The organism is Nostoc sp. C96 (genome assembly GCF_059384975.1).
Genome location: NZ_CM182020.1, coordinates 4,172,282 through 4,188,755, shown reverse-complemented (window position 1 = coordinate 4,188,755; position 16,474 = coordinate 4,172,282). Strand labels below are relative to the sequence as shown.

General features: G+C 40.9%; 16 protein-coding genes. 8 read left to right on the top strand and 8 right to left on the bottom strand.

Annotated elements, in window-relative coordinates:
- Positions 1 to 7: 7 nt before the first annotated feature.
- The gene (locus tag AC504W_RS17945; protein WP_096578585.1) at positions 8 to 460 is read right to left on the bottom strand and encodes a hypothetical protein; all 453 of its coding nucleotides are present in this window, start codon (positions 458 to 460) and stop codon (positions 8 to 10) included.
- Positions 461 to 822: 362 nt separating this feature from the next.
- Between AC504W_RS17945 and cobS the strand changes: the two genes are divergently transcribed.
- A complete protein-coding gene (cobS, locus tag AC504W_RS17940) occupies positions 823 to 1,596 on the top strand; it encodes an adenosylcobinamide-GDP ribazoletransferase (RefSeq protein ID WP_494873610.1) in 774 nt (257 codons plus the stop codon).
- A gap of 33 nt (positions 1,597 to 1,629) precedes the next feature.
- Here cobS and AC504W_RS17935 read toward each other — a convergent pair whose 3' ends face one another.
- The 5 genes from AC504W_RS17935 to AC504W_RS17915 all read right to left on the bottom strand — a co-directional run bounded on the left by AC504W_RS17935 (position 1,630) and on the right by AC504W_RS17915 (position 7,143).
- Complete coding sequence (locus AC504W_RS17935) at positions 1,630 to 2,085, bottom strand: PPC domain-containing protein (RefSeq protein WP_096578581.1); 456 nt, start codon at positions 2,083 to 2,085, stop codon at positions 1,630 to 1,632.
- Between the two features lie 64 nt (positions 2,086 to 2,149).
- Complete coding sequence (locus AC504W_RS17930) at positions 2,150 to 2,839, bottom strand: ComF family protein (protein ID WP_494873609.1); 690 nt, start codon at positions 2,837 to 2,839, stop codon at positions 2,150 to 2,152.
- Between the two features lie 6 nt (positions 2,840 to 2,845).
- On the bottom strand, positions 2,846 to 3,328 hold the full coding sequence (locus AC504W_RS17925; protein ID WP_494873608.1) for a GNAT family N-acetyltransferase: 483 nt from the start codon (positions 3,326 to 3,328) through the stop codon (positions 2,846 to 2,848).
- A gap of 128 nt (positions 3,329 to 3,456) precedes the next feature.
- Positions 3,457 to 6,108 carry an EAL domain-containing protein gene (locus AC504W_RS17920; protein ID WP_494873607.1) on the bottom strand — a complete coding sequence of 884 codons (2,652 nt, stop codon included), beginning with the start codon at positions 6,106 to 6,108 and terminating at the stop codon, positions 3,457 to 3,459.
- 267 nt (positions 6,109 to 6,375) lie between these two features.
- Entirely contained in the window at positions 6,376 to 7,143 is a 768-nt protein-coding gene (locus AC504W_RS17915; protein WP_494873606.1) for a CAP domain-containing protein, read from the bottom strand.
- Between the two features lie 282 nt (positions 7,144 to 7,425).
- Here AC504W_RS17915 and AC504W_RS17910 point away from each other — a divergent pair, with 282 nt between their 5' ends.
- Both AC504W_RS17910 and AC504W_RS17905 read left to right on the top strand, forming a co-directional pair.
- Entirely contained in the window at positions 7,426 to 8,106 is a 681-nt protein-coding gene (locus AC504W_RS17910; protein WP_096578573.1) for a HEAT repeat domain-containing protein, read from the top strand.
- 71 nt (positions 8,107 to 8,177) lie between these two features.
- The gene (locus AC504W_RS17905; protein WP_494873605.1) at positions 8,178 to 8,741 is read left to right on the top strand and encodes a phycobiliprotein lyase; all 564 of its coding nucleotides are present in this window, start codon (positions 8,178 to 8,180) and stop codon (positions 8,739 to 8,741) included.
- A gap of 46 nt (positions 8,742 to 8,787) precedes the next feature.
- On the opposite strand, the gene AC504W_RS17900 is transcribed toward AC504W_RS17905, so the two are convergent.
- Positions 8,788 to 10,266, bottom strand: coding sequence for a site-2 protease family protein (locus AC504W_RS17900; protein WP_494873604.1), 1,479 nt, complete (start codon positions 10,264 to 10,266; stop codon positions 8,788 to 8,790).
- 267 nt (positions 10,267 to 10,533) lie between these two features.
- Between AC504W_RS17900 and AC504W_RS17895 the strand changes: the two genes are divergently transcribed.
- Positions 10,534 to 11,220: an MBL fold metallo-hydrolase gene (locus AC504W_RS17895; protein WP_494873603.1), complete on the top strand. Its 687-nt coding sequence runs from the start codon at positions 10,534 to 10,536 to the stop codon at positions 11,218 to 11,220.
- A 45-nt stretch (positions 11,221 to 11,265) separates the two neighbouring features.
- On the opposite strand, the gene ctpA is transcribed toward AC504W_RS17895, so the two are convergent.
- Positions 11,266 to 12,513 (bottom strand): carboxyl-terminal processing protease CtpA, encoded by a 1,248-nt coding sequence (ctpA, locus tag AC504W_RS17890; RefSeq protein ID WP_494873602.1) that lies wholly within the window; start codon positions 12,511 to 12,513, stop codon positions 11,266 to 11,268.
- A gap of 364 nt (positions 12,514 to 12,877) precedes the next feature.
- On the opposite strand from ctpA, the gene petB reads away from it, so the two are divergent.
- The 4 genes from petB to AC504W_RS17870 all read left to right on the top strand — a co-directional run bounded on the left by petB (position 12,878) and on the right by AC504W_RS17870 (position 16,404).
- Complete coding sequence (gene petB / locus AC504W_RS17885) at positions 12,878 to 13,525, top strand: cytochrome b6 (RefSeq protein WP_096578563.1); 648 nt, start codon at positions 12,878 to 12,880, stop codon at positions 13,523 to 13,525.
- 210 nt (positions 13,526 to 13,735) lie between these two features.
- Positions 13,736 to 14,218, top strand: coding sequence for a cytochrome b6-f complex subunit IV (gene petD / locus AC504W_RS17880; protein ID WP_015115194.1), 483 nt, complete (start codon positions 13,736 to 13,738; stop codon positions 14,216 to 14,218).
- 295 nt (positions 14,219 to 14,513) lie between these two features.
- Positions 14,514 to 14,948 (top strand): ATP-binding protein, encoded by a 435-nt coding sequence (locus AC504W_RS17875; protein WP_096578561.1) that lies wholly within the window; start codon positions 14,514 to 14,516, stop codon positions 14,946 to 14,948.
- 289 nt (positions 14,949 to 15,237) lie between these two features.
- The gene (locus tag AC504W_RS17870) at positions 15,238 to 16,404 is read left to right on the top strand and encodes a glycosyltransferase (protein WP_494873601.1); all 1,167 of its coding nucleotides are present in this window, start codon (positions 15,238 to 15,240) and stop codon (positions 16,402 to 16,404) included.
- Positions 16,405 to 16,474 lie beyond the last annotated feature (70 nt).

The following is a 16,474-nucleotide window of genomic DNA, read 5'->3' as shown; positions in this document are numbered from 1 at the left end:
GACAATTCTAAAACGAATCAGAGCAGTCATCATCAATTTCTGCATCCCATTTGGCAGAGAGAACTTGTTCCATCATTGCTTCAATCGCGCTGACGTTGAAGGTTTTCTCTCGACGTTCTTGTAAAGGGGTAGTAAGGGGAATGAGCCGTAAACACATACCTTCTTGCATCAAATCGAAACAGGTTTCTTGTGGCGAGGACTGTTTCAGTTCTATGTAATCAAAACTATAAACATTCAAATAAAGCGCGCTGTTAGCCACTAAGGTAGAACGTTGCGGATTAGCGAATACTTCTATGACATCTCCTTCACCCTCGCTCACTACCTTTTCTCCGTGGGTGTATATGTAGTGAACTCGACCTAAATCAGAAAGTAATCGCCGCATATCGAGCTTATTCACAATCACGCCCGTGTCAACAATGCACGGAGCAGGTATCCTGGTGTCGGGTAGATGATGACTCATAGGAAATTTAAGGAGTGAGAAAAGGCGAGAACACAGCTAAAAATATTAAATGAATAGCTTAATTAGTTCCCTACATTTAAAAAATATCAATTTTGTGGTGCGATCGCTTCAATACTCTCGATCTAATTTACTAGCTAATGAATACACAAAATTTTTTGCTAGTATTACCTTGTTAAATTTGTTTTTTTATGTTATTATATTGAGCTAAAAAATTAGCTCTACGAGTCCAGCATAGCAAAATTTTTTAGAAGAGTCTGTAAACTAATAGCTATCTTATCCAAAGCTTTAAACTTTTCTACTAGTGGTTGTACCACAGTAATCAATATTATCCCTGAAATAGCTATTAAAAAAATGTAACTAATATGACTAAGTTTTCTCAGTGGTGGAAATCACCTCTGGATACTCTAATTGCAAGTGTAATATTTTACAGTGTTATTCCTTTGCCCTATATTCATGGCTTAGATTTTCGGGGAGTTTCTCGCTTTGCTCCAATAGTTGGGTTACTCATTGGAGGAATTTTAGGGCTGTGTGACACTGGTATGTTTTATTTGGGTATACCAGTATTAACTCGCAGTGCTTTAGTTGTGTGTGCTTGGATAGCTTTGACAGGTGGATTACACTTAGATGGTGCAATGGATACAGCTGATGGTTTAGCTGTGGGAAATCCAGAAAAACGACTAGAAGTCATGGCAGATAGCGCTACAGGGGCTTTTGGGGCAATGGCAGCGATCGCCATAGTATTATTAAAAACAGCAGCTTTAACAGACATTGAAGCTCACCGTTGGTTAATATTAATCGCTGCTTGTGGTTGGGGGCGCTGGGGACAACAACTAGCCATATTGCGATATCCTTACCTGAAACCGACTGGTAAAGGTGCATTTCATAAAGAAGCCATTCGTTCCTACAAAGATATTATTCCCGGACTGCTGTTGTTATTAAGTTTGAGTGGTTTACTGTGGTTGATAGATAGCCAAAACCTCTTTCTGGCACTAGCAATGATACTTGCCGGAAGTGCGATCGCTTGGCTCACAGGCCTATGGTTTAATTACAAATTAGGAGGACACACAGGTGATACCTACGGCGCAGTCGTAGAGTGGACAGAAGCCTTATTGCTCTGTGTGTTAACTGTCTTTTAGTGAAACAAAAGGGCAATCTAACTACTCAGCACTTTACTTAATTGGTTGCAGTTTTGTCACCTTCAGTTTAAAGTTACCCACTCCAGTTTCCCCAAAAGACCGAACACGAATAATATATATTCCTGTTTCGTTGATGCGGGTAAATAGTAGAGAGTTGCTAGTACCATCGGGGCCGTCATCGTTTTCGGCCACGGTTGAGCCATCTGGTGCTAACAGGGTAATGATACAGTCAAAGTTTTCCGAAGATAAATCAACCGCCAGATTATCACCTTTATTCAATTTAACTGTGTAGTCACGGGCAAATCCACCCTGTCCTGTGGGGATATCTTTTTCTGAGAGTGTATCAGAAAGTTCAGTGAGATTAGTTAAAGGAATTGGACTGTACAACTTACTTTGAGCTAATGCTGCTGTTGTACTGATACCAATTGCCAGAAAAGTAGTAGGAACAATGATGAATCTTCTTAAACCTGCTGTAAAAGCTTTACTCATAATCTCCGGCAGTGTTGTCACACAAGGTATTCGCTTAATTATAGATTTGTCAGAGATGACTCGCCTATGAACTAGTATGTTGGTCTTTGATGGCGATCGCAACTGCCGCTAACCCCAAAACTTTAATTCCAGACTGATGAAGTATTTGTACGGCAGATTTGGTGGTAGCGCCAGTAGTGTAAATATCATCTACTAACAATACTGAAGTACTGGGACAGCGATCGCGAAACTTTTTACCAACTACAAAAGCTTCAGCTAAGTTTTTTTCGCGTTCAGACACAGATAAACCAAACTGTGCTTGAGTTTCTCGTACTCTTTCTAAACCGTTGGGGTTTAATTTTAACTTAGTTATTTGGCAAAAGCTTTCGGCAATTAACGCCGCTTGATTGTAACCACGTTGCTTTTGCTTTTGCGGGTGCATGGGTATGGGGACGACTAAAAGTTGAGTATGAGGCTGAGGCGAGTGTAATAACCATGCTTCGCCTAACCATACACCTAACATCCGAGCAATATTTGGCTGGTTTTCATACTTCATCACAGCGATCGCTCGTTTTAGGCTACCACCATATACACCCCAACCAAAAATCGGTACTGCACCTTGCCATGATGCACAAGGATTTTTCTGACCACAATTTTGTAATTGTCTAGCACAGTATTGACACAAAGTATCAGATGTATTTCGCTGACACAAAGGACAATGAGATTGTAAAAATAGGTTGAGCAAACCTTGAAGATTATGAGTCCAACTGGGCATAGAGAATTAGCCTAGATATTTAACATACACGCGATCGCACCGTGCAGTTTCCACACCTATTTCTGGTAGATAACCACTGCTTTCGTATAACTTGACTGCTTCTACTAATATGCTGGCGGTTTCAATCCAAATTTGCTGAAAACCACGGGTAGCAATTGCGGCTTCTAGCTGTTGTAACAAATATTTGCCCAATCCTATACCTCTGACGCTGGGTAAAAGATACATTTTGCGGATTTCCACAGCTTTTTCTCCCCGACTGATGGGGTAATAAGCCCCAGTACCGACTATTTGGCTTTGGTGTTCAATAACCCAAAACTCGCCGCCTGTTGCTAAGTAACATTCTTCTACTTGCAACACATCTCGGTCAGCACCTTTGGGTTCCCAACCCAAACCGTATTCTGATAATACATAACTGATCACTGCGGCCGCTCTGGTGCGATCGCCCTTCTCCCAGTTACGAATTAAGAAATCTCGATAATGTTCTCTCATTCCGATGTGTGGGTTAGGTTTAAACAGAAAAATTTTCTGGATATATATCCCAATTTACCCACTAGATTGCTATTCTGGCAGAAACAATATCACGAGATACTCTGAAATGTATGTATTTTGCCTTGACTTCAATTTTTCATCTCTAAAGCAGAAGTTTGTTTGTTTTGCAGAACTTCTGTAGCTTTTTCCGCAGGAAGCGGTTTATAGAACAAATAGCCTTGTACATCTTCACAGTGAATAGATTTCAAAAAATCTAGTTCTTCTTGCTTTTCTACACCTTCAGCGGTGAGTCTTAGGCCTAAGTTACGTCCCAAGGTGACAATTGCCTTCACAATATGAGCTACTCGCACATCTGTGGTTAACTCTTGAATAAAAGAGCGATCAATTTTCAGGTTGTGCAGTGGGAGAAGTTGCAGGCGTGAAAGCGAAGAGTGGCCTGTCCCAAAGTCATCGATGGAAAGGTGAACACCCATTTGTTCTAAATTATGTAAAACATTTCTGGTAAATTCTAAATCGGCGATCGCTGTTGATTCCGTAATTTCCAATTCTAAAAACTTGGCATCTAATTCTGTCTCTGTGAGAATTCTGGCTACATCTTCTACCAATGTAGATTGGCGAAACTGTTTAGGTGAAAGATTCACAGCCACAGTTAAAGGCGGCAATCCTGCTTGTTGCCAAGCTTTATTTTGCAGACAAGCTGCTCGTAATACCCATTCACCAATGGGAATAATTAATCCACTTTCTTCAGCTAGAGGAATAAACACATTTGGCGCTATTAGACCCATCTCTGGGTTTTGCCAGCGTACTAAAGCCTCCATCCCAGTGATTTGTCCTGTCAAGATATTTACACGGGGCTGATAATATACGATTAATTCTTCCCGTTCCACGGCATAGCGCAAGCTTTTTTCTAAATTTAGCAGTTCTGGAGTTTTGGCACTGAGGGTAGTTGTATAAAACTGATAATTATTTCGGCCTAAATCTTTGGCATGATATAAAGCTGCATCTGCATGTTGAATCAGAATTTCTGGATTATGGCTGTGTTCATCAAACAAAGCAATGCCAATGCTGGCACTGATATAAAGTTCATGTCCATCAAAACAAAACATCTTTTGTAAGGCTTGCAAGATTCTTTGAGCTACTTGGTCTACCTCGTCTAGATAATTAACTCGTGGAAGCAAGATTGTAAATTCATCTCCTCCCCAACGTGCCACAGTATCTCCTTCTCGCAGAGATTCTTTTAGCCTTTGCGCCACAATTTGTAATAATTCGTCTCCCAATGTATGACCTAAAGTATCATTAATCACTTTAAAGCGATCTAAATCGAGAAACATGACCGCTAAACTTTCACGATTGCGGGTTGCGTTTGGTAGAGCTTTAGCCAACAGTTCATTGAATAGTAAACGGTTGGGTAATCCAGTCAGCATATCGTGGAGTGCTTGATAGCGAATTTTTTCCTCTACTTGTTGACGCTGCCAAGCACCGCTAATACTAGCCGCCATTGTCAATAAAGTTGATTCTTCATGCCTTGACCACAGACGCTCTTGAGAACAGTCTGCTAAACCAAGGCAACCCCAAAACTCATCTTCTAGTCGTAAGGGAACTAAAAGTAAAGATTTAATGCCATCCCTATCCAGGAGCTTTTGTTCAGCTATGGGAAATTCTTGGATAGTACCGCTAATAGATTGTCCGCAGGAAAGAGTTGCATACCAACGCGCCAGTTCCGAAGATTGATAAAGTTGATTTTGCCAGTGGGTGCGAGCGGCGGTAAAGTTAGTTCGTGTCCATTCAAATTGTAGGCTGAGAGCCATTTCTCCTGTATCTAAGTGGAGATGGTTTTTAAATAAATAGGCGCGATCAGTCTTCGCCGCTTCTCCTAAAACAGCTAGAGCTTTATCTATGCCAGTTTCGTAATTCATTTCCACTAGCAAGTAATTTGCAGCTTCGGCTACTGCCTGTAATAGGCGATCGCGTTGGCGTAATTCAGCTTCGGCTTGCTTCTGCTCTGTAATATCCCTGACGATAAAAGTTCTAATTAAGTCACTTTCAGGTAAGTAATGGATACATTGTTCAAAAACTTCCTGCTCAACTGTGATCTCGCGGGAAAAAGAATTTATCTTTCTATCCTCTACCGCATTGAGTAATCCTGTCAGCACAGGATGCTTGTTACCAATTTCTCGAATCTTCGGAAATTTCACCGATGCGGCTGGATTGAGATATGTAATTGTTCCCCCTAAATCCATCTCGATAATTGGGTTGGGGATGAGTTCAGGGAAAGATGCTAGGCGTGCTAAAGCCGTTTCACTGGCCGCTTCAAAATTAGGATCAACAATCAAAGTTTGAAACGGATTGGCAACATTCGCCTGTTCTAATAGAAAATCAGATATGTTTTCAATATCCCCACTTTCTGCAAAAGCCTTTTCGGAAATATAAGAAATTGCATAGTATTTAGCCTGGACTTGATTATTGCCAAAGGCAATTACGTCTCCATGTTGAAGATTATGGGAGACGCATTTCATCCCATTTACATATAAGCCATTGGTACTGGATTTACCCTTGAAGTTACCATCAATAATCCGAAAGCCATACTGGTCAGTTTCTGGAAGCGTGACCCGTAGTAAAATCGCATGTTGTCTAGATACTGAACGAGAACGCAGCACGATCGCGTTTCTCGAATCTCGACCAATGGAATAAGTGGTTTCTTGAAGTGGGATAGTTCTTTGTCCTTGCAAGTCTTGGACAACCAATAGGTGACGTATTTTCTCCCACTCATTTCCTGGCATTGCTCTTCCTCAAAATCTCATATCCTGGATTGAATGCTGAAAAATTCTACTTGTAGTCACTTGCTTTCACTTTCATACTTTCTCAAATATCTAGAGTAAATTTAAATGTATAGTATTTTACACAGTGTAAATACCTATTTTATGAGGTAAGGCTAATTTGACTTACCTCAAGATGCTTTTTTTATCACTTCATTAAGATACATTTATAGAAAAAAAGACTTAGTGAAATCACTGAACTATAAATTAATATTTGACTGTAATCCTAACCTAATTTTTTTGTAACATTGTTGAGAGAGGTTTGCCAATCTCAGTTGTTTTCTCTTGAAAACCACCAGCATAGTTAATTACGCAGATAGTTTTGTAAGTTTTATGATTTCCGTAAGCAACGCCACTAACTTTAAATGCAGAGTTAAAGATGTTTTTGCGATGTCCGCGTGATGTTACTCCATCATCAATAATTAATTGCATGACAATATCTTGGGCTGTATTAGGGCCATAACTAATATTTTCAGCCGCAGTTATCTGCCATTTACCATAGCGATTAATGCGCTCAAAAGGACTACTACCATCACTACCATAATGACCTGTATTGCCTTTATCCCCTTGGTCTTTTACATGAGCTTTTGCTGCTAAAGACATCCCTCTAGATACACTTAACGCGCCGACAGGACGTGCTGATTTGAGAAATGCGATCGCCTCATCAACAGCTTTGCTTCCTTCTTGAGTAATTAAAAAAGAATTTTGTGACAGTCTCAGCTTTTTCCCCTGAAACTGTTTTTTATAATTTTCTAAAATGGGAATATATGCCTTGGGATTTTGTCTAACTTTATTAGTTTCTTTAATTACTTCTTGTTCTATAAATGAAATATGATTGGTTTTGGCTACTAAATATAAACTAGATTCTTCATTCAACATTAAAATAGGTTCTGCTAAAGATGCTCTATATTGAAAAATTTGATTATAACAAATAGTAACTAAAATACTGATGATCAAGACTGCTAAATTCATGTATTTCACAATTGTTGCATAACTCATATATATTGTATTTTTTACAACGTGTCACCCTGAGAGTTATGCAATCAGCCAAGTATAATAAATTATTTGTATTACTGAGATAAATCGCACATAGCGAAAGTAAATTTTTTCTGTCTGTTCTCCTGCATATTTGTCTCAAACTTAAAGTGAAACCGTATTACACCCATTCTGAGGTTATGGGAAAATTCGGGAATTACGCCAAAGCTACATCTGAGTTTGACAGCAGTCTAATTGGTAAATCAGGTAAAGTAAAGATAAGTAAAGAAAGCGCGTTAATCATAAATGGCAGCTCTACCCTTACAGGAAATTTCTGCTCAGTTAGAAAGTTCAAATTTACGCGATCGCATGGTTGCACTTGCCAGTCTGCGCGATGTCCCGGCTGAAGATGCAGTACCTTTAATTAAAAAGGTGTTGGATGACGATTCTTTGCAACTGCGCTCTATGGCCATCTTTGCCTTGGGAATCAAGCAAACTGATGAATGTTATGCAATCTTAGTCAGAATTTTGCAAACAGACCCCGATTATGGCATTCGTGCAGATGCTGCTGGTGCATTGGGATATTTAGGTGATGTCAGAGCTTTTGAGGCACTAGCCAGAGCATTTTATGAAGATACTGATTGGTTAGTCCGATTTAGTGCAGCTGTGGCTTTAGGTAATCTTAAAGACCCACGCGCTCGTGAAATTCTCTTGCAGGCTTTGGATAGTAAGGAAGCGGTTTTACAAGAAGCTGCAATTTCTGCACTTGGGGAAATTGGCGACTTAGCAGCAGTTGATAATATTCTCAAATTTGCTCAATCGGATGATTGGCTAGTTAGACAACGGCTGGTAGAAGCCCTAGGAAATCTGCCCACGCCTAAGAGTATCTCGGCTTTAAAATATTTAGAGAAAGATAGTCATCCCAACGTTTCTGAAGCCGCAAGAATCTGCCTCAAGCGAATTGAAGAAAAAGGCAAGCAAGCATAAAATTTCCTTCTCCTGCTACCTTTTAATAATAAGAGGGACTTTTAGTATTTTGATGCAGGGTAATTTCATTTATGAATATTGAAGAGTTTTTTGAGTTAAGTGCTGGTAAATGGTTTTCTCACCGTACTAGCCACCATTTAGCATTTAAACAGTCTGAAGATGGCAAGTCAGATATTGTAATTGAGATGTTGGCAGCAGATCATCCAGAAGTGATTCAACTATGTCAGCAGTACGAAGTCAACCCCAGTGAAGCTTCCTGTGGTGCGAGAGTTACTTGGAACGGCACAATGGAATGGGATGAAGAGAAACACACAGGTTCGACTGTGTTAGTTACTATACCCGATGCTGATAATCCCAGTGAAGGTAAGTTACTCCGCGAAATGGGTTATGCAGAAAAAGCCCCTGTCGCCGGGCGCTATAAGATGGGTAGCGATGACGCATTAACCTTAACCACAGAGTACGAAACCATGTGGTCAGAAGAACGTTTGTGGTTTGCCAGTCCCAATTTAAGAATGCGCGTCAGTATTCTTAAACGCTTTGGCGGTTTTAGTATGGCTTCCTTTACTTCGGAAATTCGTATGGGTGGTAGTCCAGCAGCGGCAAAAGCAGCTGAAGTTAGTAATTCAGCTTCTTAACAGATATAGGAGGTAGGAGAATCTTCCCTACCTTCTCCCTACTATCCTAAATTTGCAGTAAGTTAGCGATCGCCTGTGGTAATGGCAAAATAATGATAATTAATAAAGCCATCGCCATTAATCCTAAAATGTCACGTCCATTATCCAATTCAGTGACATCGTTCAAGGCAGGTTCATCAATCAAAGGCATAAATAATAAAATTATCGCCCAGACAAAAAATTCTGACTGTACCAAAGAAAGTAATAGCAGTAACAAGCGAGCTATTTGACCAATTACTATCGCTGTGCGTTGCCCAAACATAGCATGAACAATATGACCACCATCTAGTTGTCCTACGGGCATTAAATTCAAGGCTGTGACAATTAATCCTAAAAAACCAGCCACAGCTAAGGGATGCAAATCAATAGCAGATTTAGCCGTTAACTGACTACCCAAAGCCACTTTGGAAAGTAATGCTAATAAAATTGAATATTTCGGATTCAGTGCATCTGGATTGAGAATTCCTGTTTTGTCAGTTAAAGGAACTATCTCAGAATGAGCTAAACCCCAAATTAAAATCGGTAATGTTGCGATAAATCCGGCAATTGGCCCAGCAATACTGACATCAAATAAAGCTTTACGGTGAGGAATTGGACTACGCATTTGAATAAATGCGCCGAAAGTCCCCAAGAAAAAAGGCATGGGGATAAAATACGGCAGAGTTGAACGAATTTTGTAGAACTTAGCTGTCAAGTAATGACCAAGTTCGTGAATGCCTAAAATTGTGATTAACCCCAAGGAATATGGCAATCCTTCTAAGAAAACATTTGGATCAGCCTTCAAGGTTGTGAGGTCAACACCAGCAATTCTCGCTCCCACAAAGGTGGTAGTCAAAATAGTTGTAATTAGTAATAGAAGTGCTATTCCTGGTCTAGTTAACTTTTCTGGTTTGTTTTTATTGACGGCTGAAGCCGACTGTGCATTAGGTACTAACACAAAGAAAGGTTTGCCATTCAGCCCTTCTTGAAAGATAACTAAAAAGCGATCGCCAAATTGTGATTCAATGTTGGCTTTAATTCGCTGGTAAGCTTGCTGGGGTGTCGTTCTTAACTGCCCTCGACAGATAATAGCTTGGGGTCGATACTCAAGATTTTGAATATAGTATACAGACCAGGGAAAACAATTTCGTAGCTGGCTTTCTTCGGTAGGTTCAATGGGACGCACTGGCACTGGTTCTGCGGTAGGATGGATAGCCGATTCTAATTTAGGAGCTTGGGGTTCAGTTTGCTTATTTGTTGGTGCTGTTCGCCCCCATTGAAACAACAGCCAGTATAACAAAAGACAAACAATAGAAGACCCAATAATTAATGACGGTGGCGGAGGTTGTTTGATTCCATATCTTACTGTCCATCCCGTCAATAGTAATGCTGGTGTCATTAACACTAGCCATAATAACCAAACAGGTGTGCGTGTAATGCCAATAGCACTGCGTTGCACCATCAGATAAGTAGCTAGTCCCAGTAGGAGGAGAAACCAAAAAGTCATGTGTTCTTTAATAATTTGGAAAAATATCCCACTAGCAGTGTCAGCACCACAGCCATCACCACAAAGCAGAATCTAAAACCCTAATTTTTAACAATAGTTAACTATTTAGGGTTAATTTTTTAGTACCAATTTGCCCAATGATTGCAACAGATGAATTGCTCAAAAGTTTAGACAACAACTGTTTTACAATCTGAAATCCCAAATGGTATAGGCATTTCAACTCTGTTACTAATTTTTACCACTCCTCATTGTTATTGAGTTTTTCTCATGTGTTCCTTACCCCAACAGCCCAGTCATACAGCTAAGTCCCCACGTCCTGTGCTAGATAGCATTTTTGCTTTTCCACCAAATCGGGACACATTGGGAGGAACCTCCTATTTCATTGTAAGAAATGAAGGGAATATCCTCATCGATTGCCCTGCTTTAGATCAAATGAATCTGGATTTTTTGCGATCGCATGGGGGTGTAAGGTGGTTGTTTATCACTCACCGTGGTGCTATTGGCAAAACACCAGAATTTCAGCAAACTTTGGGTTGTGAGATTTTAATTCAAGAACAAGAAGCCTATTTATTACCCGGCTTAACCGTTAATAACTTTTCTCAAGAAATTACTCTCACTTCTACAGTCCAAATAATTTGGACACCAGGCCATTCTCCTGGCTCGTCTTGCCTTTATTACAGCGAATTAGGCGGTGTTTTATTTTCTGGTCGCCATTTAGTTCCCAATCAGTACGGTGAACCAGTACCGTTACGCACGGCTAAAACTTTTCATTGGTCTAGGCAAATTAAAAATGTGCAATCTTTACTAGACCGCTTGACTCCAGCTACCCTTGAGTATATTTGTCCCGGTGCGAATACAGGGTTTCTCAGAGGTCAGCGGGTTATTGACCAAGCATACAAGCGGCTGGCTGTGTTAGATTTTCCAACTTTGTTGCAGTTACAACCTATTTTGTAAGTTTTGAGTAGGAAGTTGGAAATTGAGACTTCCTACTCTTAGTGTCTAGCCTTTTGCACCTACAGCTACTGCATTTTTCGCTAATATTTCGACGGCGGCTTGATATTGCAAATCTGCTGTTGTGGCAATTTCTTCGCGGGTAATAGGCTGTTGGGTAACTACTTGATCTGGCTTAATTCCTAATTTGTTAATATCTCGATGTTGCGGAGTTTCATATTTGGCTATGGTAACTGCCAAACCAGCACCATCGGATAATTCAAATAAAGATTGAATTAAGCCTTTACCAAAAGTAGTTTCGCCTACTAATTTAGCTCGGCCATTGTCTTGTAGTGCGCCAGCGAGAATTTCACTAGCACTAGCAGTTCCTTGATTGACCAAAATGACTAACGGATCTTTTGTCAGTGACGGGCCAAAGGCTTCAAAACTGCCTTGAATGCCTTGGCGATTAACTGTGTAGACAATGGTGCCAGAATCTAGCCATAGCCGCGCAATTTCAATCCCAGCTTGTAAAAGTCCCCCTGGGTTGTTGCGTAAATCTAAAATATAGGCAGCAGCACCTTTTTTCTCTAGACTATTAATAGCGTGTGCTAACTCCGTAGAAGCGTTGGCATTAAATTGAGTCAGGCGAAGATAACCAATGGATGTACCTTGAGGAGAAGTCCGCAATTGGGAGATAACTGGGTTGAGTTCAATGCGATCGCGCATGATACTAACTTCTCTGGATGCCTCTCCTTCGCGTTCAATCAACAGTGTTACTAAACTGCCAATGGGGCCACGCATTCTGGCAGCTGCCTCATCCAAAGTCAAGTTTTCTGTAGAAAATCCTTCAATTTTGAGAATGCGATCGCGCGGTTTAATGCCTGCTTTATCTGCTGGTGAACCTTCAATCGGCGAAACTACTTCTAGTTGACCTGTATGAGGATTGAGGGCAATTTGCAAACCAACTCCAGTTAATTCTCCAGAAGTATTGACCTGCAAGCTGCGGTACTGTTCTGGATCTAAAAAGCGGGTAAAAGGATCATCTAGGCTCTTGAGCATGGACTGAATCGCCGTGTAAGCTGCTTCTGTGCTAGTCAGCGGCTTCTCTAGAGCTTTTTGTCTAACTGCTGCCCAGTTTTGATGATTAAATGTTTCATCTAGATAAGAGCGATTGACAATGCGCCAAACTTCTGAAACGAGCTTTTGCTCATTTGTCAAAGCTGTGGCGGTGGGAATAACTCCACCAATCGCTAAACAAAACGCCAAAAATAACGACAAACTTACCCGAAAAACGTACTTTTGCATGAACCCCATTTTCAATTCCACCTGAACCCAAATTGTATCGAACTGCCCAGTTCTCTTGTTGTTGATGAAATCTATCTCTCGACTATGTTACTTTTTTTATAGAAGTAGTGCATTGCTCTCATCAAATTGTTAAGCAATCTGTGAGTACACAAGGCACTCTACAAACGATAAGATCTACTTTGGAACTGGCATCTTAAGTGTTTGGTTGCAAAGAGAACGCCATATATTTCATATTTACAGAGTGTTAAGTTGCTGAAAACGCTAATCACTCTGAACAGCAAAAAACCAAACAAACAACCTTTTTGTGAAAATCCCAAAATTGCCAATTGGGAGATTGATCAACCGCAACCGATTTTTAGGAACTTGAGATTGTATGGCCAACGTTTACGACTGGTTTGAGGAACGCTTGGAAATTCAGGCGCTTGCTGAAGACGTAACAAGCAAGTACGTACCTCCCCATGTCAACATTTTTTACTGTCTGGGTGGAATTACTCTGGTTTGCTTTCTCATCCAGTTTGCTACTGGATTTGCCATGACGTTCTACTACAGACCAACAGTTGCAGAAGCTTATGCTTCTGTACAGTACATCATGAACGAAGTAAACTTCGGTTGGCTGATTCGCTCTATCCACCGCTGGTCTGCCAGCATGATGGTGTTGATGATGATTCTGCACGTCTTCCGAGTTTACTTGACTGGTGGTTTTAAAAAGCCCCGCGAATTGACCTGGGTAAGTGGTGTAATCATGGCTGTGATCACCGTTTCCTTTGGTGTAACAGGCTACTCTTTACCTTGGGATCAGGTAGGCTACTGGGCTGTGAAAATCGTTAGTGGTGTACCAGAAGCAATTCCTGTAGTTGGGACATTGATTTCTGACTTGTTGCGCGGTGGTTCTAGTGTTGGTCAAGGAACCTTAACTCGTTACTACAGCGCCCACACTTTTGTTTTGCCTTGGTTAATTGCAGTCTTCATGCTGTTCCACTTCTTGATGATTCGCAAGCAAGGTATTTCTGGGCCTTTGTAATCTCATTGTTTGTTCAGCCAAAATGTGAACAGGCAATAGCTATTTCCAGAGAAAGTTGTTTGTTTTAAACTGATGGACAATTAGATATGGTATATCAGCAAGAAATCACAGACACTTTTACTGAGAAGCAAAAGCTACTACCTTGTCTCAGATAGCAAACGGCTAACATCAATGCTTTAACTGAAATTCAGCAGGAGAGCGCATTTAAACATGGCAACGCAGAAAAAACCCGATCTGAGCGATCCTACGTTAAGAGCTAAACTTGCCAAGGGTATGGGTCACAACTATTATGGTGAACCCGCTTGGCCTAATGACCTACTTTATATATTCCCAGTTGTGATCATGGGATCTTTTGCTTGTATTGTGGCTCTAGCTGTGCTAGATCCAGCAATGACAGGTGAACCAGCAGATCCTTTTGCTACACCACTGGAAATTCTGCCAGAGTGGTACTTGTACCCTGTATTCCAAATTTTGCGATCGCTTCCTAACAAATTGTTGGGAGTTTTAGCAATGGCTTCCGTACCCTTGGGGCTAATTCTCGTTCCCTTCATTGAGAACGTGAATAAGTTCCAAAACCCCTTCCGTCGTCCAGTTGCAACTACAGTATTTCTGTTTGGAACTCTCGTAACTTTGTGGTTGGGTATCGGTGCTGCTTTACCTTTAGACAAATCCTTGACCTTGGGACTTTTCTAAATTAGATTAGTTACCGAAAAGTGCTTTGACGCTTGTAAGTTTCAGTAGCATGTAAAAGGGTATGGGTGGTAGTTAAAACCACTCATACTCCCCAAAATATGCTAATGAAACAGTCAACAAGCGTCAATTTTAGTAATCCAGGTAGCATCTGAGATTTTTAGTTTTGGTTCTAAACAATAGCCAAAGTGTTGAGGCGATTTAACTCTGTCCCCTAACATCACAGCTATACCAAAATTCAAAGTCTCTATAATTCAACTTGTAAAAACATTTTTATTGAATAATCAAGTCACGGTCAATGCTGAGAATGGTGGAGCGAGACCATCTGACTGTCAGGAGCGAGCTTCCGCTCTTAAATAAAGTTCAACAATGGTTTGAACAATTTTGTCTGCAATATTTATTTCAACGTGGTTGGTCAGACAACCAACTCTATCGACTCAATTTAGCATTAGCAGAGGGCTTTACCAACGCAGTTCGCCACGCTCATGAGGCTTTACCGCCGGAAACAACTATAGATATTGAAGTTAGCCTATGGGTTGACCGAATGGAAATTAGAATTTGGGATCATGGTCAACCTTTTAATCCTGATGCGATCGCCGAGCCAAAACCTGGTACTCCCCAAGAAGGAGGTTATGGATGGTTTCTATTGAGGCGTTTAACTGATCGGGTAGTTTATGAACGTAGTCCAGATGAAAGAAATTGTCTGTTAATTATCGAGTACAGTCACCAATAAATATCCTAATGCTAAAAGACAAGGGAATTTATCAATACAGCAGAATTCAGGCTGCGCTGTGAGCGTCAGCCGAACGGAGCCAGGAGTCAGAATCCAGAAGTAAAACAGCCTTGATGTTTGGCTTTTAGTAACTGGAAATCCGCTGTAAGTAACAATTTGTGTATAAAAAAAATACTTCAGTTGAGTAAAGTCAGCATACGATTGAGGTGACGCTTTTGCTAAGATTTGGCAGCAGCATAGAGATTACTCAGGCTGTGAAAGAGTGAAACTTATCTAAATAAAAACGTAAATGCTGACTGATGTAATGGGAGAAAACCCGAAAGCTAGTAAAAAAGTTAACGAAACTCCTCACCATGTCTTCGTTTTTATAGAAATTTTTGCCTGTGAAGGTGGAATTCAATCTTATGTGAAAGATATTTTTCAGGCTTATGGGGAATTGAATGCTGGATATAAGACAGATGTATTTGTACTGCGGGATAGCTCTGACTGCTCAAATCCTTTTGAGTCTGATAGTTTAAAGTTTCATTATTTTAAAAATCAATCCCCGCAAATAGGCAGAATTGCTCTGGCCGGGGCTTTGTTAAAGTTTCTCTTACAAAAACGCCCCCAACATATTTTTTGTGGTCATATTAAACTTGCAGTATTAATCCAAACTCTTTGTCAGCCGTTGGGTATTCCCTACACAGTCCTCACCTACGGTAAAGAAGTTTGGGAACCTTTGAAAAGTCAAGAACGCCGCGCCCTCGCCGCCGCCAGTGAAATTTGGACAATCAGCCGCTACAGCCGCGATCGCGCTTGCGCGGCGAATGGAATTGACCCCAAAAACGTGAAAATGCTGCCTTGTGCAATTGATGGAGATAAATTCACTCCAGGGGCAAAACTACCAGAATTAGTAGAGAAGTATGGCTTAACAGATGCTAAGGTCTTGATGACAGTAGCCCGTCTGTGGTCGGGAGATATTTATAAAGGTGTTGATGTCACAATTCGGGCGCTACCTACAATCGCTCAGGTTTTCCCTGAAGTCAAATATTTGGTGATTGGTCGTGGTGATGACCAACCGCGATTAGCCCAGTTGGCAAAAGATTTGGGTGTCAGCGATCGCGTTGTATTTGCTGGTTTTGTCCCTACAGAAGATTTAATCGCCCATTACCGTCTAGCAGATGCTTACATCATGCCTTCTCAAGAAGGTTTTGGGATTGTTTATTTAGAAGCAATGGTGTGTGGTATCCCAGTTTTATCTGGCGATGCGGACGGTTCCGCTGACCCCTTACAAGATGGGAAGCTAGGCTGGCGAGTTCCACACCGCGATGCTGATGCTGTTGCCGCAGCCTGCATAGAAATTCTGCACAAGCACGACCAACGCTGTGATGGAGAGTGGTTGCGAGAACAAGCGATCGCTCATTTCGGTATAGCAGCTTTTAGACAGCAGCTATTGGCTTTAGTTAAAGGTCAATAGTCAAAACATATTTACAAATGACGAATGACAAATGACCATTGACTGCCTCTAAACTCGCTATCCTAGAAAG